Here is a 21,692-nt window from a genome sequence, read left to right on the forward strand (position 1 = left end):
GTTGTAGCATCAAATGTCACCTTTGGTATAAAGGGCATAGAATCCATACATGGTACATGCCACCACCAAACCAACGCAAATATTCAGTGGTAAAATCAAGCCTGCACTCAAAATATTACCTGCAACACCCTTTGGTACTTCCCAACCCACATGATTTGCACCTGTAAAGAAGGAATAGCTTTTGCACACAAAATAAGTCAACAAACTGCCGACACTGATGTTTGCAAAACTACGAAATGTGAAAATTTGCTCCATTTTTTCTTTTCCAAAAGCTGTGGCATAGAAAATCATACCACCACCCATAATAACACCACCAGCAAAGCCACCACCTGGCGAAATATGCCCATTTATGACAATGTAAATCCCATACAAAAGGATAAATGGTGTCAAATACTTTGCTCCAATTTGACGAATGGGTTTCTGCTCAATTGCTTCCATTTCTGCATCTTTTTTACGCACCATTTGTTGTTGTTTGTCATCATTCTTTTTATCTGTTTTCAATAAGAACAAGACACCCATAACCGACAAAAACAAAACATTGGCTTCTGCAAAGGTATCAAATGCTCGATAGTCTAAAATCATACCCGTCACCAAATTGACAGCACCTGTTTCTTCCAAACCTTCTTCCACATAACGTACAGAAACCTCGTTATTGGCTGGATTGTTTACATTTCCATATTGTGGCAAGTCATTGACCACCAACAACATAACCCCAATAAATGCCACACAACACATCACGCAAAGTGTATTGTGTAGTTTATGTAAGTCTTTTTCATAGATAAAGTCAATGATACTTCTCCAGTCCCATTTTTCTCTACGCTTGCGATTTGCAATATACATATCTGCATCAATCATAACTGTGTAGCCATCTACCCAGTCCTTGATTTTCTGTAGCCACATTCTCCATTCCATAGCTTAACCCTCCTCAGTGCCTTTGATTTGATGTATCTTTTTCAAAGTCAAAAAGAACAAAATACTATCCACACCGACACCAACTGCTGCTTGGGTAATGGACAAATCTGGTGCTTCCAAAAGCAACCAAATCACCGCCATAATGGAACTATATCCCATAAACACAATAACCGCCATAAACAAGTTTTTTGTAACGGACACACCAATTGCAGACAATATCAAAAAGACAATCAAAATCACTTGAATGGTTTCTCTCATTTATCTTTCACCCTTTCTTCGTAGGATTCATTGGTCAGTGTCTCTAATTTTGCTATCATATGGGTTGCAATTGGTGCAGAAATCCAGAAGAATAGCACAATAAAGAATAATTTTAAAATTTGCAAAGCCTCTGTTTGTAACACGATCAATCCAATTACAATCAAAGCCAACCCTAGGGTATCACCCAAAGCTGCACTATGAATTTTGTTCAAAATATATCGCAAACGAAATACGCCAAACACCGATATGACAAATACAATAACACCCAAACAAATGAAAATACCTGCTATAATTTCTCTCATTCAGGCACCTCCTCTTTCATATCTTCAATTTTTTGATTGCCACCTTTGAAATGCAATGTCACCACATAGCAAATGATGACAACATCCAAAAAGCTGAGCAAAGAAAACACCAGTGCCACATCCACCAAAGAAAATTCATACAAATACACAGAAAGAATGCAAATCGTTGCAGATGTCATGGTACCAATCATATTGATACACATAATACGATCTGTAAATCGTTTGATTTTGATGGCTTTATATAGAATGAGACATAAACAAATGCCCAGTACGATCATACAAATTTCCAAGAGCGTATTCATATATCAACCCTCCAACTTTCGCAACAAATCCACAAACACAGACTCCTCTACACCATCAGCAAATGATGGGTCCAAAGCATGTATCAGATATACACCATCTTCCAAATGCACTGTATAGGTTCCTGGTGTCAAAGTGATGGAATTTGCCAACAAAACCCTAGCTTCTTCTGTTTTGAGATTGGTTTGAAATGTATGTAATGTTGGTTCTATTTCCATTTTCGGTGAAAGTATTATTTTTATAACTGCCAAGTTGGATTTGATGATTTCTTTGGTCAGTGTTCCACCATAAAGGAAAAACAAAGGGATTTTTTTCATCCAAGATATTTCTTTTTTGACGCTATATCCAAGGAATTTGCACATAAACCAATCCAAACCCAAACAAATCAAAACACCCAAGACAATAATTTCCACTGTGATTCTTCCATGTAAAATAATCCAAAACAGCAACAATCCTATGTACATTCCCTCACCTCATTCTATTAAATCTGCAAAATATACCATTTTATGCAATTCTTATTATGATAGGTTTTATACAGAATGTCAAGCATCTATTCAAATTGACGCAAAAATACTGGTCTCCTCAATATTTCATAACATTTCATTGTGTTTTTTTATGATGAATCTACTTTTCATATGGGATTTATTATCCATTTTATGCAAAATTATCATCAATTAACACAAATTCAAATAACACACATAAACCCTATCGGTATTGCCATCCCATGTAAATTGGGAGTAAAACACCTATTTTTCATACAAATACTCACTTTTTTTCTCATTATGCAATAGAAATCCATTTCTTTCGTAATTGTGCACAAAAAAATACACTTGTCCATATCTTGCAAGTATCTGTACTGTTTTACATATGGTTTTTCAAATTCAGACAAATAGAAAAGACCCTGGATTTCTCCAAGGTCAAGCGTAAAGTTTTATTTCATTTTTTTAGTAGTATAATTGAAGATCGGCAAACCAATCAATGTCAAAATGATACTGCCAATTGCCAATATACGAGTTGTGCTACCAGACATGAACAATTGATTGATGACTACATATATGCCACTGACAATTGCAATCATAGGAATGACTGGATAGCAAGGTACTTTATATTTTCTTTCAACATCTGGCATTGTTTTACGCAAACGCATAACTGCTATAAATGTCAAAGTATAGAAAATCCAACAAGCAAATACTGCCAAGTCTGTCAAGCGATTGAATTGACCACTTGCTGCATAAACAGCTGCCAAAGATCCAATTGCAATGATAGAATTGATTGGAGTTGCTGTACCATTGAGTTTTGCCAAAGTTTTGCTAGCAGGCAATGTACCTTCTGCTGCCAAAGAATATGTTACACGAGAACCAGAAAGAATAAATCCATTTGCTGCACCCAATACAGAAATCATAATACCGATGGAAATGAATTTACCACCCACTTCACCAAAAATTGCAATTGCAACTGCAGATGCTGGTGCTGCCATGTTCATCAATTGATCTGCTGGCAAAACCCAAATATATGCCAAGTTGATAACAAAGTATACTGCCATAATCATGGATACACCACCAACGATGGCAATTGGCAAATCTTTTCCCGGATCTTTCATTTCACCAGCGATTGCACCAACGTTTGTCCAACCTTCAAATGCAAACAAAACTGCGATCATCAATTGACCCAAAACAACTGCTGGACTCAAACCTTCTGCTACCATAGGTGTGAAAATAGGATTTGCACCAGAACCTTTGATGAAACCAAATACCATCAACAAAATCAAAGGAATCAACTTACAGATTGTGAAGATAATTTGTGCTGCACCACCAACTGCAGAACCCAAACAATTGAGAACCATCGCAAAAACAATAGCTGCTACTGCCAAAGGTAACGCCATGCCTTCGCCAACAAACAAAGATGCTTGTTCTGCAAAAATAACTGCCAATGCTGCAATCATAGCTGGATAGAACAAAACGCTTTGCATCCAACCTGCCAAGAAACCAACTTTTTTACCAAATGCTTCTTCCAAATAGACAACCATACCACCGGTTTTTGGAATCATGATTGCAACTTCTGCAAATGTCATTGCAGCTGCAATACAAACCAAACCCGTGATCAACCATGCCAACATACCCAAACCAGGTGCACCGCCAGTTGCAGTGTAAATTGCTTGTGGTTTGAAGAATACGCCTGAACCAATAACACATCCTACAACAGTTGCCATAGCAGTTGCAAGACCTAAATTCTTTTTCATTTCTTGATTGTTGTTACTCATAATAATCCTCCTTTAGTATAATGCCATTTCATGTTGCTCTTTGTTTCTGAATCATTACCAAAAAAATCCAATAAAAAAAGATACACCACCCCGATTGTGCTGTATCCTCTGTATATTTGCCTGAAAGCATGACTTCGACGGCGATTCTCTTGAATTCTCTCCAGAGGTTCGTCAGTATAAGGTATCGGCACCTGAAAGATTCTTCAAAATTCGCTTTTTTGAATTGCTTCTTCGGTTCTTGTTAGACAAGATCTCCCTTACACATCATCCGAACTATATTTTGTTAAAATGATTATATCTGATTCGTTATATTTTGTCAACAATTTTTTCTTTAAAATATACAAATATACTACAAATACATTTGTCCATCAGAAGAACTATATAAAATTTCTTACTAATTATTACATAATTCTTAATTTTCTATACAAATTGCATATTTTTGCCAATTATATGCCTTTGTCATGTATTTCTATGTATCACATAGACTAAAGTAATACATAGAAATGGGTGATCGTATGTACAATCGTCTTGTTGTTGGCACCTTAATTTTAACCATTGCCAATTTATTGACCAAATTTATGGGATTCTTTTATCGTGTGTTCATGTCCAATACCATTGGTGCTGAAGGTATGGGTCTATATCAATTGGTATTTCCTTTGTATCTTTTGGCTTGGAGCATTACTTCTGCTGGTTTGACCACCTCCATTTCCCATTTGACTGCAAAAGAAAACATACATGGACAAACGGGCAATATCCATAAATTGGTGAAGCAAGCCATATCCTTAGCACTTGGTTTGAGTTTTGTGGTTGCTTTCATTTTCTTTTTTTATGCAGAAGAAATTGCACTTTTGGTTTTGAAAGAAGAACGCACCATCTTATCATTGCAACTTCTTGCATTTGCAGTGCCTTTTATGGCAATTGGTTCTTGCATTCGTGGCTATTTCCTAGGTTTGCAAAACACATGGATTCCTGCTTTGTCACAAGTTTTGGAGCAAGTGATTCGCATTGCTGTTGTGTATTGCTTTATGACCTTCTTCTTGCCTATGGGGCTTACATATGCCTGTGCTTTGGCAGTGCTTGGTGTGATTTTAGGGGAAATGACCTCTTGTGTATTTGCCATTGTTGCATATCAATATACCAAAAGAAAGAAATATATGACCACACCCAACAAACGAACCATTGCCATCTACAAAACAATTGTTGCAATGGCTTTGCCTTTGTCTGCCACAAGAATTGCATCTTCTCTTTTGTCTACAATAGAAAATATTTTGATTCCAAGACAATTGGCATTATTTGGTCAAAATACCACAGAAGCGCTCAGTCAATATGGTGAATTGACCGGTATGATTTTGCCACTGATTTTCTTACCTTCTGCATGTTTGATGGCTGCATCCATTTCCCTTGTGCCTGAACTTTCAGAAGCATCTGCTGTGCAACATACCACACGCATTCAAAAAACAGTGTCTGTTACCTTCTTATTTACCTTCATCATTGGCATTGGATCTGCTGCATTGTTTGCTGTGTATCCAAAAGAAATTTGCTATTTGGTGTACAGTCGCCAAGATTTGGGTAATCTGTTGTTGCCATTTGCTTTTTTATGCCCTTTTTATATGGTCAGATTACATCACAGGGCTTACTCAATGGTTTGGGTGAGCAAACCTTCCTGTTTTGCAACAATTTGCTTTTGTCCCTTTTGACCATTGCTGGTATTTGGTTTTTCATGCCCACCTATGGCATACAAGCCTTCTTATGGTCTTGGGGTATTGCAATGGCATTTTCCTTGACTGCAACCATTTGCAAGCTCTATGCAAGAACTGGTACATATCCTCATATTGGAAATTGCTTTTGCAAACCTTTGTTGGCTGGAACCGCTTCTGGTTTGATTGTGCGATATATCATCCAAATTGGTACACCTTCCAAATCCTTGTTTTTGCTATCTTTGGGCACTATGGGTATTTTGTATCTTTTGTTCTTATTCCTTCTGGGATGTTTTTCCAAAGAAAATATTGCACTGTTTTTGCCAACAAAAAAATAATAATATGCTGATTTCAAGTTAGCATGTCGACTGATTTGACACGCAAAAAACACCCCATCAAATGATGAGGTGTAATCTTTGTGTGAATCTTATGCTTCTTCTGTTACAGCAACTTCTTCTGCTACAGGAGCTTCTTCAGCAGCAACTTCTTCTTCAGGAGCTTCTGCTTGACGTTTGGACAAGCTGATTTTCTTTTGGTCTGCATTTACTTCCAAAACTTTAACGCTAATCACTTCGCCAACCTTCAATTCATCTTCAGGTTTCACAACGTGTTTGTTAGCAATTTGGGAAATGTGAACCAAACCATCAACGCCTGCTTCCAATTCAACAAACGCACCAAAAGGTACCATACGTACTACTTTACCTTCAACGATTGTACCAACTGCATATTTTTCAACTGCAATTTTCCAAGGGTTCATAGCGCTGTCTTTCAAGGAAAGGCTAATTTTGCCTTTTTCTTTGTCAACGTTGAGAATGAATACTTCAACTGTTTGACCTTCTTTGAGCACTTCTTTAGGGTTTGTGATTCTACCCCAGCTCATTTCAGAAATATGAATCAAGCCATCAACGCCGCCCAAGTCAACGAATGCACCGAAGTCAGTCAATCTGCTTACAGTACCAGTTGCTTTTACGCCAGCTTCGATTGTTTCGAACAATGCTGCTCTCTTAGCGCTGATTTCTTTTTCTACCAATGCTTTTCTACCACCGATGTAACGACGTTTTACTCTGTCCATTTCGATGATATTGAAGTCCAATTCTTGGCCTTTGAATACGCTCAAATCTTCGATGAATCTGTTGGAAACTTGAGAAGATGGAATAAATACTCTTACGCCATTCACAACTGCAATCAAACCGCCTTTTACAACTTCTGTAACAAGACCTGTGATAACAGCTTTTTCATTGTAAGCAACTTCGATTTCTTCCAAACCTTTTTGTGCTTCAATGCGTTTTCTGGACAAAAGTACGTTGCCATCGCCATCGTTTACACGAACAACGAAAACTTCGATTTCATCGCCAACTTTAACAACTTCACTTGGAACCACTGTTGTGTCTCCACTGAATTCGCCACGAGGGATCACACCATCAGATTTGTATCCAAGGTTTACGGAGATTTCTTCTCCAACCACTTGAATAACTGTACCTTTCACAACATCACCTGTGTGCAAAGTAACAAGGGATTCCTCCAACATTTGTGCGAAAGACATACCGTCTTCCAACATTTCTACATTTTCTACTGCATCTGCCATAGTAACAACTACCTCCTTAATTATCGCTGGTGGAGTTGAAGCACCAGCCGTTATTCCTATAATATCACTCTTTTCGAAATTATTCAACACTAAATCGCAAATTGTTTCAATATATATTGTTTTTTTACAATTTTTATGACAAATCTCCACCAATTTCTGTGTATTGGAACTTTTTTTGTCACCTATGACTATCATTTTATCAACTTTTTGTGATAATTCCGCTGCTTCTGCCTGTCTTTTTTCTGTTGCAGAGCAAATGGTTTGGAATACTTCCAAGTCCACCGCTTGTTTTTGAATCGCCAAAATAATCTCATCGAACAAATTTTGACGAAATGTGGTTTGTACCACAACTGCATATTTTTTGGTTTCATCCAATTCCAAAGATTGTGCTTCTGCCACTGACCCTACAATGATGGCTTCATCTGCACACCAACCATTGATGCCAATGACCTCTGGATGTTTTCCATCACCCACCAATAAAATGGTTTTACCAAGGTCAAATTGTGCTTGTACAATGTCATGAATTTTCTTCACAAAAGGACATGTACCATCCACAATACCCAGATTCTTTTCTGCAATGCTATCATACAAAAACTTCCCAACACCATGGGAACGTATCAAGATGGTTCCAGATGTAATCCCATCCAAACTATCTATGATGGAAAGTCCTTTTTCTGCCAAATCATTGGTCACTTCTTTGTTGTGAATCAGGGGCCCATAGGAATATGTAAGTTCACCTTTTTCCATTTGCCCATATGCCATTTCTATGGCACGTTTCACACCAAAACAAAAGCCTGCTGATTTTGCCAAGGTAATTTGTTCCATTAGCGTCTCATCTCCTGAATTCTTTCCATAACATCCTGTGTTGCTTCTGCCAAAAGATCTGTTGTAATTTTTTGACCTCTATATGCCGCTAAGCCCATTGGTTCACCATATTCGATGACCACCTTGGATCTGAATTTGAACTCGCCAGAAATTGCCACTGGAATAATGGGTGCATTGCCTTTGAGTGCAAACAAAGCAGCTCCACCTTTTGCTTCTTTATCTTCACCTTCTTTGACACGAGTGCCTTCTGCAAAGATACCAAGCATTTCACCTGATTTTAGGACATTCAGTGCCATTTTGAAGGCTTTCATATCCATAACTGCTTCACGATCTACAGGAAACACTTTGATGCTACCAAAGAACCAACGTCCAAGACCACTATCAAACAATTCCTTTTTTGCCATAAATCTAGGCAAACGTTTCAAATAGATTGCTGCTGAAAGTGGATCATATGCAGAAAAATGATTTGCACAAATAACTGCATTGCCTTCTTTTGGCACATTTTCTCTACCCAAAACCGTTACATCAAACATAATGAAATACCAAATTTTTACGAAAAACTTTACAATGGCAAACATCACCATATTACATACCCCCTACCTTATCTTTTGTGATTTGCAAAATTGCTGCAACCGCTTCCTCAATATTCATATCTGTGGTGTCCACATAGATGGCATCTTCTGCTTGACGTAGTGGGTTGTGTTTGCGATTCATATCTTCTGTGTCACGCAAAATCACTTCTTGTAGCACCACATCCAAATTGGGTGTTTCGCCTTTTTGTATCAATTCGCCAACTCTGCGTTCTGCTCTTTTTTCTGCTTTGGCATCCAAATAGATTTTCACCTCTGCTTCTGGAAGAATACAAGTTCCAATGTCTCGTCCATCCATCACAAGAGAATGCTCTTTTGCCATATCTCGTTGCATATCTCCAAGGGTTTGACGCACCTTTTGGATTTTTGCTACATCAGAAGCACCTTGACCCACTTTTTGTGTACGAATATCTTTGGTTACATCCACACCATATAGATAAATTCTTTGTTCTCCATCCACCAACTTGATTTGCAAGTCCATTTGCTCCAAAACAGCAACCACCGCTTCTTCATCCCCAAGAGATACCTCTTTTGCCAAACAATCGTAGGCAACTGCTCGATACATAGCACCTGTATCCACATAAATGATACTGAGTTCTTTGGCTATGGTTTTTGCAATGGTACTTTTACCAGAACCTGCTGGTCCATCTATGGCTATTGCAATTTTTTTCATAAGAACCGCTCCTATTCTTCAGATCCGTAGTTTTCAAATTATTGATTGCGGTACAGTCAAGACTGTACCCTACAGTTATTCGCATATTCCATATGATTGGAATTTATAAATCACTTAAAATCTGTTCACCTGCTGTATAGCCTGTGGAGAATGCAATTTGCAAGTTGAATCCACCTGTATAAGCATCCACATCCAAGACTTCTCCAGCGAAATGCAAGTTTTTCACAAATTTACTTTCCATTGTGGATGGATCGATTTCATCTACGCAAATCCCACCTGCTGTGACCACTGCTTCGTTGTATCCAGCTGTGCCTGTGATGGTCAATGGCAGTGCTTTCATCAAAGTCAACAAACGTTTTCTTTCTTCTTTTGTGATGGAATTGACCTTTTTATCTGCTGGAATGTCACAAAGATATACCATAACGGGAATGAGTTTTTGTGGCAACAAATCACCAAGTGCATTGATGAAATCTTTGTTTGCATATTTTTCAAAATCACGCAACAAACGGGTATCCAATTTCTTTTCATCCATTGCTGGTTTCAAATCAATGAGAAGTTTATGTTCTGCTGGCAAATCATACAAAATATGTCTGCTGGCACTCAAAATAACAGGCCCAGATACACCATAATGGGTGAATAGCATTTCGCCAAATTCAGAAAACACCACTTTACCCTTTGGATTTTTCACTTTGATTTCAATATTTCTAAGACTGAGCCCCATCAAAGCACTACACCACTCTTCTGATGCCTTCAGTGGCACCAAAGAAGGATATAGCTTTGTTACCTTATGCCCAACTGCTTTTGCAAAGGTATAGCCATCACCTGTGGAGCCTGTGCCTGGATAGGACAAGCCACCTGTACAGACAATGACACCATCTGCATCGACAATGGTTCCTTTTTTGAGTTTGACACCAACTGCTTTGCCATCTGCCACCAAAACTTCAGAAACAGGTGTATCCAAATGTTGTTTCACTTTGTTTTGAATCATATATCGTTCCAAAGCAAATACCACATCAATGGCTTTGTCAGAAACAGGAAACACACGTCTACCACGTTCCACTTTGATTTCCAAGCCCAAATCTTTCAGCATTTCTTGCATCTGGAAGCTATCCAAATGATAGAAAGCACTATACATAAAATATGGATTACATGGGATATTTTCCAATAAACCTTCTACATCGCTATCGTTTGTAATATTACAACGACCTTTGCCTGTAATCAAGATTTTTTTACCCAAGCGGTTATTTTTTTCATATAAATGGACTTCGTGTCCACGACTTGCAGCACGTCCAGCAGCAAGCATACCGGCAGCACCGCCACCGACTACAATAATCTTAGCCATTTTTATCACCATCTTGCCATAAATTGCCCATTTCCAAATGAGCTTTGTCATTGAGTGTCATCAAAATAGTTGTGCCATCTTCTGCAATTTCCACTGTGGTAATGGAGGTATTGGTCAACCATGTGCCACGATACATATCCATGTTCATATGCAACAATTCCACCAAGAATACACGCAACAAGCCACCATGGGATACAATGGCAACGCTTTCACCTTTGTGCTTTTCTAAAATTTCACGGTATCCAACCATAGCACGATCTGCTGCATTTTGGAAAGAACCTTCACCTGGAAGTGGATGGTTGAATGGATCCTTGAAGAAGTTTATGTAGGAATCGCCAAATTTTTCTGTCAGTTCTTTGATGGTGTGACCTTCCCATTCACCAAAATTGATTTCTTTGAATGGTTCTGAAATTTCATATGGAATGCCTGTTACATCTGTAATGGCTTGTGCTGTTTGCTTTGCACGTCCCAATGGTGATGTGTAGATGGCATCCAATGGAAGGTATTGGAATCGTTTTCCCATAGCTTCTACTTGTGCCAAACCATCTTCTGAAAGCATGATATCGGTACAACCTTGGTATCTGCCTTCTTTGTTCCAATCTGTTGCACCATGACGAATGAGGTATAATGTTGTTTTCTTTTGTTTCATAGTTTTCCATCCTTTTTATTTACGGGCGGATACTATCCGCCCCTACGATTGCACGTTGATGCGATTGATTTTCTATGGTTGTAGGTATTGCGGTATGGTCAAGAGCATCCCCTACGATTGTTTTATTTCGATTACGCTTTGTGCGGGATAGGAAACCCACCCCCTACAATGAAATTTATGATTCAGATATTGTAGGGAGCGACGCCCTCGTCGCTCTGCCCATTTTGCATTATAGTTTTTTCAAGTATTTTACTTCTGTTGCTGTCAAATGACGGTATTTTCCTTTTGGCAAATCACCCAATTCCAAATCACCTGTTGCCACACGTTTCAATTGTGCAACTGGATGTGAAATGGCTTCGCACATTTTACGCACTTGACGGTTTTTACCTTCATGGATTTTGATTTCTGCCAAGGATTGACGCTCTCCTTTTTCAATGATTTGAATTTTTGCAGGTTTAGTACGCACACCATCAATGAACACACCTCTACGGAACATTTGTAAATCCATATCATCAGGAGTGCCATATACTTTTGCGTGGTATGTTTTATCCACATCGTGTTTTGGATGTGTCAATTTATAGGTCAAGTCGCCATCATTTGTGAGAAGCAACAAGCCAGATGTTTCATAATCCAAACGTCCTACAGGGAAGATACGCTCTTTCACATCACGCACCAAATCCATAACGCTAGGTCTGCCAAATTGTTCTTTTGCTGTTGTCACATAGCCTTCTGGTTTGTGCAACATAATGTATACCATTTCCACTTCTTTTTTGCTGATGACTTGTCCACGATAAACAACTTCATCTTTCTTTGGGTCTACCTTTGTACCAAGTTCCGTTACAATTTTGCCATTGACTTTCACCAAGCCAGCTGCAATCAATTCTTCTGATTTTCTCCTAGAAGCAACACCTGCTTCTGCCAAATATTTCTGTAATCTTTCTTCCATATTGTTCCTCCATATTTACGCAAGAATTTCTTGCACACGACCCACCTGACCATCTTCTAAGGTAATACCTCCATGCTCTAATTGCAAAATTTACTCGTAAATTTTGCAATTAGAGATATGCGGTATTGCCTTAAATTTGTTTGGTTGTCCAGCTTTCGCAATTCCATGTGTCTGTTACGATATCCGTATAGAATTCTGGTTCATGGCATACCAAAAGGATGCTACCTTTATATGCTTTTAAAGCACGTTTCAATTCATCCTTTGCATCCACATCCAAATGGTTTGTCGGTTCATCCAAAATCAAAACATTGGTTTCCACATTGATGAGCTTACAAAGACGAACCTTTGCTTGTTCTCCACCACTCAAAACTTTGACCATACTTTCGATATGTTTGTTGGTCAAGCCACATTTTGCCAATGCACTACGTACTTCATATTGTGTGTAGACAGGGAATTCTTTCCAAATTTCATCAATACAAGAGGTGTTGTTTCCATATTCCACTTCTTGCTCAAAGTATCCTGTATAAAGGTAATCACCCAACTCTGTTTCGCCAGCAAATGGTTTGATTTCTCCTAAAATGCTACGCAAAAGGGTTGTTTTACCGATACCATTGGCACCAGTTAACGCAATCTTTTGACCACGTTCCATTTCCAAATTCAGTGGTTTGGAAAGCGGTGCATCATATCCAATGACCAAATCTTTGGTTTGGAAGATATACCTAGACGCAGCTCTTGCTTCTTTGAAATTGAATTCTGGTTTTGGTTTGTCTTTTGCCAATTCGATAACATCCATTTTATCCAATTTCTTTTGACGGGACATCGCCATATTTCTTGTGGAAACACGGGCTTTGTTTCTTGCCACAAAGTCTTTCAATTCATCGATTTCTTGTTGTTGACGTTTGTATGCTGACTCTTGTTGTGCTTTTTTCATTGCATATACTTCTTGGAACTTATCATAATCCCCAACATAACGATTGAGTTCAGAATTCTCCACATGGTAAATCAAGTTGATTACGCTATTGAGGAATGGAATGTCATGGGAAATCAAGATAAATGCATTTTCGTATTCTTGCAAATAGCGTTTCAACCATGTGATATGGACTTCATCCAAGTAGTTGGTCGGTTCATCCAAAAGAAGGATGTCTGGTTTTTCCAGAAGCAATTTCCCAAGCAAAACCTTGGTACGTTGACCACCACTCAGCTCCGTTACATCACGTTCAAAACCAATGTCTTCCAAACCCAAAGCACGTCCTACTTCTTCTACTTTGGAATCAATGATATAGAAATCATGAGTATCCAAAATATCTTGGATTTCACCAGATTCTTCCATCATTTTATCCAGTCCCTCTGGAGTTGCATCCCCCATGGTTTCATAAATCTTGTTCATTTTTTCTTCCAGTGCAAAGAGTGGTGCAAAAGCAGACTTCAACACATCACGAATGGTCATACCTTTGTCCAAAACTGTATGTTGATCCAAGTAGCCAACCACTACATTTTTGCTCCATTCAATTTTGCCTTCATCTGGCATCAAAGAACCTGTGATGATGTTCATGAATGTGGATTTTCCTTCGCCATTGGCACCCACAAAGCCTACATGCTCTCCTTTCAACAAACGGAAAGAAACATTGTTGAAGATGGCTCTATCGCCAAAACCATGGGTTAAATTTTGTACATTTAAAATACTCATTGATACACTCCTATATAAAATCTTTTTGATGTTTACTACGATTTCATTTATGTTTATAGATTTACATAACGGTAGCGTCAAGACGCTACCCTACAATTGCGTTGTATTCGCATTTTACGGCATAGCAGTTGATTCGTGAATCCACCTACAACTGCATTATCCCTTTATATTTATCAAATTTCAAAACATAAAAACTCTGGGGTAATACTGCACAGCCCTAATTGCAAAATTTGCGAGGGTATTTTTTTGTCATAATCATCAGAAAACGCAGGCGATATTGGAAATATCGTCGAGTATTTTTGATGGTTCTGATGAGAAAATAAACCGCAAAGGTTGTGATAAAGGGTTGTGCAGTGTTACCCAAACATATTCTATCTTAAAACCATTGCAATTACAAGTAAAACTCATATTCTTCATATAAATTTCAAAGTTTCGTATGATATCTGTGGTTTTTGCGTAGACTATTCTATAGGAATGCACCATTTAGGAGGAATTTCATGAAACGATTCTATTTGATTTTGACCACACTGTTATTGGCTTTTCAACAAATTACATATGCAAATGAGCCCATTGTTGGTGCTCTAGGTGCTGTTTTGATTGATGGAAGCAATGGACGCATCTTATATGAAAAAAATGCCGATACTGAGCTGGCAATGGCTAGTACCACCAAGATTATGACCGCTATTTTGGTATTGGAATTGGGTGATATGAAGGATATTGTGACCATCAGCCAAAATGCTTCTAGTCAACCAGAAGTCAATATGAATTTGACCACTAGTGAAGAATGGTATGTAGGCGATTTGCTTTCTGCTATGATGCTTTGTTCCTACAACGATACTGCTGTTGCTTTGGCAGAATACATATCTGGTACTGAAGAAGAATTTTGTCAGTTGATGACAGAAAAAGCCAAAAAAATTGGTGCCACACAAACCATTTTTGGGTCACCCAATGGATTGGATAGCCATTTGACAGAAGAAGAACACCATTCTACTGCTTATGATATGGCATTGATTGGTGCATATGCTTTGGAAAATCCTGATTTTAGAACACTCATTGCAACTGAACAAGTCACCATCACAGAAGCAAATGGAAAGCGTCAACAAACTGCCACCAATACTGACCGTTTTTTGAATGAATTTGAAGGTGCGTTGGGTATCAAAACGGGGTATACCAATCGTGCAGGTCACTGTTTTGTAGGTGCTGTAGAACAAGGTGATACGCTTTTGGTGAGCACCGTTTTGGCTAGTGGTTGGGGCACTGCTGGCAAAGAAGGAAAATGGACAGATACCAAAGCTTTGATGACTTATGGACTTGAAAATTTTTCTCATTTGGTTGTGGCAACAGATGGTATGTATGTTGGTCAAATTGGTGTTTTGGATTCTCCAACAAAGGAAGTGACTGTATCATTGGCAAATGGATATGAAGGTTTGTTTTCTGAAGAAGAACAAGAAATTCTTTCTGTTTCCATTTTTCTACCGCAAGAGATACAAGCACCTGCAATCGCTGGTACAGAAGTTGGTTTTGCACAGGTGGTTTTGGAAAATGAAGTTTTGGCAGAATTATCCATTGTATTATCAGAAGATGTGCGTGAATATACACTCCATGAATGGTATGGTGTGTTACAAAAAAATTGGTGTGATTGGATTTGAAATGGTTGATTTGTGCAAACAAAAAAGCGACACCAATTCACATCAGTATCGCAAAGTATTATTTGGTTTGATTGCGTAAAACTCTAATTTTTTCTTTATTTTCTTTGGTTACTCTTGTGGATTCCAAAGATTTTTGCAATGCTTTACGATATGTGAATGCATCTAATTTGTGGTGTTCCAAGTATGCAAATGTTTCTTCTGGAAATTTCACCATACACATGGAAATTGCCCAAGCAACTGCCATTTTCACATAATATTCTTCATGATTTGTTTCGTCAAAGATTTGAAATATTTCTGGCAAATAGGCTTCTTCTATGTAATACCCCAGTATCATCACCAGCAAAAAGCGCAAGTCATAAGGTGCTTTGGATTTGCGATATTGTTGCAAGAACTGCCACACCTCTGGTTTATATTTCTTTGTGATTTTCAAATGGGTACAGAAGCTATCACACACAGACCAGTTATCAATTTTGGGCACAAATTTTTCAATTTCACCAAAAATAAAATCCAAATCACCACGCAAATTGCAAATGATCAGACCTTTAAGCATACGTTCCTCAAAATAGAGTTCATCTGTGCTTTCCAAATACAAAAGAGGTTGTTCTTTTGCCAATTCCTTCGCCAGTTTCATAAGCAATGGAATACGCACACCAAGAACATTGTCTATGTTTGGAATGAGTTTTGCAGAGAAGATACGATAGTCCTCTTCTGCCATGGATTGGAGTTGTGCTCTAATTTGTTCAGGTGTCATAGTTTGTCCCCTTTGATGATGCATTCTTATTATGCTTATAATCTGTAGCGACGTTGATTTTGTAGGGGTGACGTTTCGTCACCCGTTGTTACAATTACAAATTAATGTTTTGTAGCTATTCATGACGGCAGGAGCAAGCCCCTGCCCTACAATACCATCATTTGCTTATGTACTGTCATTCAGAGGAGCAAAGCGACGAAGAATCTTTGATTTTGCGGTCGATTCGTGAATCGCCCCTACAATCCCAAAATATTTATGTTTCGGTTTTGTAGGGTGTCGTTTCGGCACCCATAGTTACAATTACAAATTGATGTTTTGTAGCTATTCATGACGGCAGGAGCAAGCCCCTGCCCTACAGATGTGGCACATTTACGTTTAGTGGCACCACATGAAATATAAATACAATGCTATTTACCCATGCAATTTATCATACATAGCATCTGTCAATTGTGCAAATTCTTGTAAACCAAGGGTTTCGCCACGCACACGAGAATCCCAACCCAAGGATTCAATCACTGCTGTGAGTTCGTCTTTGGACAAACCAAATTCACCCAAATTAAACAATCCATTGAGCAATGTTTTTCTTCTTTGACCAAAGGCACATTTCACCAAATGGAAGAAGAGTTTTTCATCCTTTGTTTGGACTTTGCGTTCAGGCAACACCTTCAAAGTGATGACTGCTGAATCAATTTTAGGACGTGGCATAAAGCAAGCTGGTGGTACAATCATATCCAAGTTTGCATCACAATAATATTGTACTGCAACAGACAAAGCACCATATTCCTTGTTTTTTGGTTGTGCCTGCATACGTTCTGCCACTTCTTTTTGTACCATAACAGTGATGGTATCCACAGGGTACCCCTTTTCCAACAAGTCCATCAAAATAGGTGTTGTAATGTAATATGGTAAATTTGCAACCACTTTAATCGGTTTACCATTGTTTTTTTCATCAATAATGGCTTGTACGTCTGTTTTCAAAATATCTTGGTTCAATATTTCCACATTGTCACAATCTGCCAAGGTATTTGACAAAATGGGAATCAATGTTTTATCAATTTCCACTGCAACCACTTTGCCTGCATATTCTGCCAAAACTTGTGTCAAAGAACCAATACCTGGACCAACTTCCAAAACGCAATCTTCTTTTGTAATTTCTGCACACTCTGCAATGTTATCCAAAACATTGGAATCAATCAAGAAATTTTGACCAAAATTCTTTTTGAATGCAAACCCATTTGCTTCTATAATCTCCCTAGTTCTGGAAGGTGTTGAAATTCTTTCTGCCATATCCAATCTCCTTATTTACGCACCAATCCCAAGGCTACCCAATAAACCAAAGGACAAAATTGAAACAATAATTCCTGCCAAAATAACACCAAATATCATCACCACAAAGGTCTTCTTTGGTTCCAAACCTAACATTACTGTAATCAAAGATCCAGTCCAAGCACCTGTTCCTGGAAGTGGTATTCCCACAAAAAGCAATACACCAAGATATCCATATTTGCGGATTTGACCACTTTTTTTCTCTGCTTTTGCCTCAAACCATTCTACCATTTTTTTGAGTGGTGTTTTTTTTAAAATTTTGAATACCCAACGAATCCCCCATAACAAAAATGGTATTGGAAGAATGTTACCCAAAAATGCAATGATGAATGTAGGCAACCATTCCATTTGCAAAGCAAAACCTGCAATGATACCGCCACGAAGTTCCAAAATAGGCATCATGGATACAATGAACACAATTGCTTCCCTTGCAAAAGAATCCTGTAAATGCACCACAAACCAATTCGCTAATGTTTCTGCCAAAGTCATATCCTCCTAAAAAATAGCATGGTTTTCTCCATGCTGTTTGTACGTTTTCTACTACTATAATACAATATTTTCTTATTATATACTATATATGCAAATGGCACAAGATATAGAATCCAAAGCCTTTCTTAATTATTTTGCAGATTTTTTGTCAAAATTTCATATTTTTGTTGTACTATCTGTAGTTTTTTGTGTATAATGATTAGGAATCATTAAATTTTGGAAAGAATAGGAGGTACGTTATGACCGAAGAACTAAGAGCCCAGCTCATGGGTTTGAAATTGACCAAAAAAGAAAAGCTCATTGCAGAATTTGTTCTGGATAATTTTGCAGAATCTTGTTTCATTACTTCAACAGAAATTGCGAATCGATTGCAAATCAGCGACTCTTCTGTCATTCGTTTCACTCGTACTTTGGGATATTCTGGGTTTATGGAATTTCAAAGAAGCATTCGTAAAACATATACCGAACGCATAAACAGTGTTTCTGATAACATCACAATACCTTCAGAACGTTTGAAACTGTCCATTAGTAAATTGGATCAAAGCAATCTGATTGAAGTGTATTTTGCCAATGTGTTGCAAAATTTAAAATCAGCAGTCAACCATAATGATTCTTTGGCTTTTGAACGTGCTGCTGGCTTGATTGCAGGTAGCAAACGCAAATTTATTGTTACTTCAAGAGCAAACAATGGTGTGGGTAGTATGATGCTTTTGTGGTTGAAACATTTGTTGCCAGATGTGTATGATACTTCTTTGCCTTCTTTGAATGTAATTGACCACCTTTGCGATATTACAGACAACGATTGTATCATTGCTGTCAGCTTCCCTAGATACTCTGAAATGGACTTGTTGGCTGCACAAATGGCTTATGATGCTGGTGCCAAAATCATCCTCATTACCGACAAAGCCAGCTCTCCACTTGCACAATATGCAACACAATTGTTGACTGTCAGTGTAGATAGTAATACTTTCTTCAACTCCTATGTCGGGGTATTGTTCACTATGGAATTGCTTTGTTCCTTCATCAGTAAAGAAATGGGGTATTCCACTGAAGCAAAATTGCAACTCATCGACAAATATATTTCCAAAGTCGGTTTGTTCTAATAACACATGCTCCAAGCCACCAATGGATTTCTTTTTAAAACGATACTATGTAGAGCCAGTTTCTTTGGAAGCTGGTTTTTTTATTGAAAACAATCGTAAATTGTAAAATTGGAACACCTACTTTTCCTGTCACAAACAGACAAATTCTGATAGTTTCCTACAAATCCAAAAGAGAAAGCTTATTTTTCCGATCAAAAACTTACCGCAGAAAACACCATAAGTTTCCATCTTATTGCAAATTATTCCATCCATCTTCTCCAACTTCTGACAAGATATTCCCTATATTTTGCGGTTCTACGCTCTTCTTGCATTTTCTTTGTATATCTTGGTTTTTTTCATCCTTTTTTGTCCTACGAATACACCTTGTCACCTCTAAAAATTCATACTATAATCTATCCAAAAGCAAGAAATATTTGCATAAACATACAACAAAACACAATTTGGAGGGATTATTTTGAATCATAATCAGATAAAAGTACTTTTGGCAGACGACAACAAAAATTTTTGCGAAATCTTATCTTCTCACCTAGAAAAACAAGATGACATGACTGTAGTTGCCATTGCAACAGATGGCATTGATGCTATGAACAAAATCCGTGATACCGAACCAGACATTGCCATTATTGATGGGATTATGCCACGCTTGGATGGTATTGGTGTATTGGAACGTTTGCAAAAAAATCCTGAAATCCACCAACCCATTACCATTATTTTATCTGCATTGTCTCAAGAAAAGGTGGTACAAAAAGCATTGGAATTGGGTGCTTCCTACTATATGGTCAAACCATTTGACACCGATGCCCTAACTGAAAGAATTAGACATCTGATGCAAGAAAAACCTGCTGTAAAATCCGCTTCTTCCTTCTTACAAACACAACCGACACAAACCTATGATTTGGAAACAAAAGTCACCAATATTTTACATGAAATCGGTGTTCCTGCTCATATCAGAGGGTATCATTATATGCGTGAAGCCATCATTATGAGTGTAGATGATATGGATGTTTTGAATTACATCACCAAGGAATTGTATCCTTCCATTGCTAAGAAATGTAATACCACACCCAGTCGTGTAGAACGAGCTATCCGACATGCCATTGAAGTGGCTTGGAACCGTGGTAAAGTAGATGCAATTGATGCACTTTTTGGCTACACCATCAACAACCACAAGGGTAAGCCTACCAATTCTGAGTTTATTGCGCTCATTGCAGATAGATTGCGATTGGAGCAGAAAGCAATGTAAACCTTGGGTTAATAGCGGCAAGGAACTATCACATTCAACACACGTCAGCGGATGATTATTGTGCATAATAATCAAAATAATGGAGATATTTAGAATGCTAAAATCATGTGAATTTAATATAGACACAGGCTGTGTGGAGTTAATCTACGCCAACGGTACCGTGATTTCCATAGACTGTACTGCCGTGGAGAATGAAGTGGCAAATACTGTATCAGCGCAGCGAGCTGGATTGGCTGGTGTATAACGACCCTGTGGGGTATGTTGATTTGGTACTCAATGGCGACCTTGTGCAGTATTTGAAGGCTGTGACGGTGAATCGGCCTTTTGAGAATTAAAAGTCCCATAAATTCAACAGACTGAGTACCCTTGAAATGCAGGGGTAGGCGTATGGCTCAAAAGGACAACTTGGGAGGCAAGTTAAATACGGCAAATAAGGAAGGCGCTGGGATCATCCCGGTGCCTTCCTTGTTTGCCATAATGGGGGCGGTTTTCGTGAAGCGCATTTCCTCTGGCTTCATCTGATGTGCAACATGGATTGAATTTGCAACACCAGTTCTTCTTTGGTGAGGGGGTAGTCTTCTCGCATCCACCACAGGAAACTGCCGAAGATGCCGTGGAGGTAAAAATTGAAGATGAATTGGGGGGATAGACCGTGAATATCATTGGCACGCATACTTTCTTCAATGAGTGGCAAGAAATCTTGCTCCATTTCGTTGCGGATGGTATTGAGGATAATTTGTGTGGCTTGGCTATTGACAACTGAGCGGAATATGGCCAAATTATCTGCCAAAAAGTCCACTGCATCCTTCACCAAATACCGATAAATATCCTCTGTGTTGCTGGCGGTTTCAAATTGCGCATAGGAGGGGAATTTTACATACTGACTGCGGACGCTATAGCCCAGCAGCTCATATTTATCGGCAAAATGGGTGTAGAATGTGGCACGGCGCACCATGGCCTTGTCGCAAAGGTCTTGCACCGTAATATCCTCAAACCGCTTTTTCCCCAAGCTTTCCATCATGGTTTCTACCAAAGCTTTTTTGGTTTTGATGACCCGCAAGTCGGTTTTTTCTGCCATAGCATCCTCGTTTCTGGACAGTTTGCC

Annotated in this window: 23 protein-coding genes, 1 pseudogene and 1 riboswitch; of the genes and pseudogenes, 7 read left to right on the forward strand and 17 right to left on the reverse strand. The window is 38.4% G+C overall.

What is annotated here, in order from left to right:
* Window positions 1-9: 9 nt before the first annotated feature.
* The 6 genes from mbhE to MJY40_RS08730 all read right to left on the reverse strand — a co-directional run bounded on the left by mbhE (window position 10) and on the right by MJY40_RS08730 (window position 4,032).
* Window positions 10-912, reverse strand: a complete 903-nt coding sequence (mbhE, locus tag MJY40_RS08705; protein WP_317853854.1) for a hydrogen gas-evolving membrane-bound hydrogenase subunit E — start codon at window positions 910-912, stop codon at window positions 10-12.
* Window positions 913-915: 3 nt separating this feature from the next.
* A complete protein-coding gene (locus MJY40_RS08710; protein WP_317853855.1) occupies window positions 916-1,170 on the reverse strand; it encodes a hydrogenase subunit MbhD domain-containing protein in 255 nt (84 codons plus the stop codon).
* Window positions 1,167-1,472 (reverse strand): cation:proton antiporter, encoded by a 306-nt coding sequence (locus tag MJY40_RS08715; protein ID WP_317853856.1) that lies wholly within the window; start codon window positions 1,470-1,472, stop codon window positions 1,167-1,169. The genes MJY40_RS08710 and MJY40_RS08715 overlap by 4 nt, the downstream gene beginning before the upstream one ends.
* Window positions 1,469-1,774: an MrpF/PhaF family protein gene (locus tag MJY40_RS08720; protein ID WP_317853857.1), complete on the reverse strand. Its 306-nt coding sequence runs from the start codon at window positions 1,772-1,774 to the stop codon at window positions 1,469-1,471. The genes MJY40_RS08715 and MJY40_RS08720 overlap by 4 nt, the downstream gene beginning before the upstream one ends.
* A 3-nt stretch (window positions 1,775-1,777) precedes the next feature.
* On the reverse strand, window positions 1,778-2,236 hold the full coding sequence (locus MJY40_RS08725; protein ID WP_317853858.1) for a Na+/H+ antiporter subunit E: 459 nt from the start codon (window positions 2,234-2,236) through the stop codon (window positions 1,778-1,780).
* A gap of 467 nt (window positions 2,237-2,703) precedes the next feature.
* Window positions 2,704-4,032: an APC family permease gene (locus MJY40_RS08730; RefSeq protein WP_317853859.1), complete on the reverse strand. Its 1,329-nt coding sequence runs from the start codon at window positions 4,030-4,032 to the stop codon at window positions 2,704-2,706.
* Window positions 4,033-4,201: 169 nt separating this feature from the next.
* Window positions 4,202-4,300, reverse strand: a riboswitch (glycine riboswitch).
* Between the two features lie 247 nt (window positions 4,301-4,547).
* Between MJY40_RS08730 and MJY40_RS08735 the strand changes: the two genes are divergently transcribed.
* Window positions 4,548-5,729 carry a putative polysaccharide biosynthesis protein gene (locus MJY40_RS08735; RefSeq protein WP_317853860.1) on the forward strand — a complete coding sequence of 394 codons (1,182 nt, stop codon included), beginning with the start codon at window positions 4,548-4,550 and terminating at the stop codon, window positions 5,727-5,729.
* A 71-nt stretch (window positions 5,730-5,800) separates the two neighbouring features.
* Window positions 5,801-6,067 carry a hypothetical protein gene (locus MJY40_RS15705; RefSeq protein WP_465221462.1) on the forward strand — a complete coding sequence of 89 codons (267 nt, stop codon included), beginning with the start codon at window positions 5,801-5,803 and terminating at the stop codon, window positions 6,065-6,067.
* Window positions 6,068-6,156: 89 nt separating this feature from the next.
* Here MJY40_RS15705 and MJY40_RS08745 read toward each other — a convergent pair whose 3' ends face one another.
* From MJY40_RS08745 to MJY40_RS08775, 7 genes are all read right to left on the reverse strand, one after another.
* Window positions 6,157-8,139: a bifunctional 4-hydroxy-3-methylbut-2-enyl diphosphate reductase/30S ribosomal protein S1 gene (locus tag MJY40_RS08745; protein ID WP_317853862.1), complete on the reverse strand. Its 1,983-nt coding sequence runs from the start codon at window positions 8,137-8,139 to the stop codon at window positions 6,157-6,159.
* Window positions 8,139-8,723, reverse strand: coding sequence for a lysophospholipid acyltransferase family protein (locus MJY40_RS08750; RefSeq protein ID WP_317853863.1), 585 nt, complete (start codon window positions 8,721-8,723; stop codon window positions 8,139-8,141). Before MJY40_RS08750 ends, MJY40_RS08745 begins: the two co-directional genes overlap by 1 nt.
* A gap of 1 nt (window position 8,724) precedes the next feature.
* Window positions 8,725-9,402 (reverse strand): (d)CMP kinase, encoded by a 678-nt coding sequence (cmk, locus tag MJY40_RS08755; protein WP_317853864.1) that lies wholly within the window; start codon window positions 9,400-9,402, stop codon window positions 8,725-8,727.
* Between the two features lie 103 nt (window positions 9,403-9,505).
* Window positions 9,506-10,744: a BaiN/RdsA family NAD(P)/FAD-dependent oxidoreductase gene (locus MJY40_RS08760; RefSeq protein WP_317853865.1), complete on the reverse strand. Its 1,239-nt coding sequence runs from the start codon at window positions 10,742-10,744 to the stop codon at window positions 9,506-9,508.
* The gene (locus MJY40_RS08765; protein ID WP_317853866.1) at window positions 10,737-11,393 is read right to left on the reverse strand and encodes a histidine phosphatase family protein; all 657 of its coding nucleotides are present in this window, start codon (window positions 11,391-11,393) and stop codon (window positions 10,737-10,739) included. The genes MJY40_RS08760 and MJY40_RS08765 overlap by 8 nt, the downstream gene beginning before the upstream one ends.
* A 229-nt stretch (window positions 11,394-11,622) precedes the next feature.
* Entirely contained in the window at window positions 11,623-12,339 is a 717-nt protein-coding gene (locus MJY40_RS08770; protein WP_317853867.1) for a pseudouridine synthase, read from the reverse strand.
* 130 nt (window positions 12,340-12,469) lie between these two features.
* Complete coding sequence (locus MJY40_RS08775) at window positions 12,470-14,026, reverse strand: ABC-F family ATP-binding cassette domain-containing protein (protein ID WP_317853868.1); 1,557 nt, start codon at window positions 14,024-14,026, stop codon at window positions 12,470-12,472.
* A 497-nt stretch (window positions 14,027-14,523) separates the two neighbouring features.
* Between MJY40_RS08775 and MJY40_RS08780 the strand changes: the two genes are divergently transcribed.
* A complete protein-coding gene (locus tag MJY40_RS08780) occupies window positions 14,524-15,675 on the forward strand; it encodes a D-alanyl-D-alanine carboxypeptidase family protein (RefSeq protein WP_317853869.1) in 1,152 nt (383 codons plus the stop codon).
* Window positions 15,676-15,733: 58 nt separating this feature from the next.
* Here the strand turns inward: MJY40_RS08780 and MJY40_RS08785 are convergent, their stop codons facing one another.
* The 3 genes from MJY40_RS08785 to MJY40_RS08795 form a co-directional block, all read right to left on the reverse strand.
* Window positions 15,734-16,426: a DNA alkylation repair protein gene (locus tag MJY40_RS08785; RefSeq protein ID WP_317853870.1), complete on the reverse strand. Its 693-nt coding sequence runs from the start codon at window positions 16,424-16,426 to the stop codon at window positions 15,734-15,736.
* Window positions 16,427-16,837: 411 nt separating this feature from the next.
* The gene (rsmA, locus tag MJY40_RS08790) at window positions 16,838-17,713 is read right to left on the reverse strand and encodes a 16S rRNA (adenine(1518)-N(6)/adenine(1519)-N(6))-dimethyltransferase RsmA (RefSeq protein WP_317853871.1); all 876 of its coding nucleotides are present in this window, start codon (window positions 17,711-17,713) and stop codon (window positions 16,838-16,840) included.
* A gap of 15 nt (window positions 17,714-17,728) precedes the next feature.
* The gene (locus MJY40_RS08795) at window positions 17,729-18,235 is read right to left on the reverse strand and encodes a COG2426 family protein (RefSeq protein ID WP_317853872.1); all 507 of its coding nucleotides are present in this window, start codon (window positions 18,233-18,235) and stop codon (window positions 17,729-17,731) included.
* A gap of 245 nt (window positions 18,236-18,480) precedes the next feature.
* On the opposite strand from MJY40_RS08795, the gene MJY40_RS08800 reads away from it, so the two are divergent.
* From MJY40_RS08800 to MJY40_RS08815, 4 genes and pseudogenes are all read left to right on the forward strand, one after another.
* Window positions 18,481-19,344, forward strand: a complete 864-nt coding sequence (locus MJY40_RS08800; RefSeq protein ID WP_317853873.1) for a MurR/RpiR family transcriptional regulator — start codon at window positions 18,481-18,483, stop codon at window positions 19,342-19,344.
* A gap of 454 nt (window positions 19,345-19,798) precedes the next feature.
* Window positions 19,799-20,587, forward strand: coding sequence for a sporulation transcription factor Spo0A (gene spo0A, locus MJY40_RS08805; RefSeq protein WP_317853874.1), 789 nt, complete (start codon window positions 19,799-19,801; stop codon window positions 20,585-20,587).
* A 94-nt stretch (window positions 20,588-20,681) separates the two neighbouring features.
* Window positions 20,682-20,922: pseudogene (locus tag MJY40_RS08810) on the forward strand (DUF6061 family protein).
* Window positions 20,923-20,974: 52 nt separating this feature from the next.
* Window positions 20,975-21,109 carry a hypothetical protein gene (locus MJY40_RS08815; RefSeq protein ID WP_317853875.1) on the forward strand — a complete coding sequence of 45 codons (135 nt, stop codon included), beginning with the start codon at window positions 20,975-20,977 and terminating at the stop codon, window positions 21,107-21,109.
* Here the strand turns inward: MJY40_RS08815 and MJY40_RS08820 are convergent.
* A complete protein-coding gene (locus MJY40_RS08820; protein ID WP_317853876.1) occupies window positions 21,102-21,665 on the reverse strand; it encodes a TetR/AcrR family transcriptional regulator in 564 nt (187 codons plus the stop codon). The genes MJY40_RS08815 and MJY40_RS08820 overlap by 8 nt on opposite strands.
* Window positions 21,666-21,692: the final 27 nt, after the last annotated feature.

Origin of the sequence: Chakrabartyella piscis (assembly GCA_030067835.1) — a bacterium.
GTDB lineage: Bacteria > Bacillota > Clostridia > Lachnospirales > Anaerotignaceae > Chakrabartyella > Chakrabartyella piscis.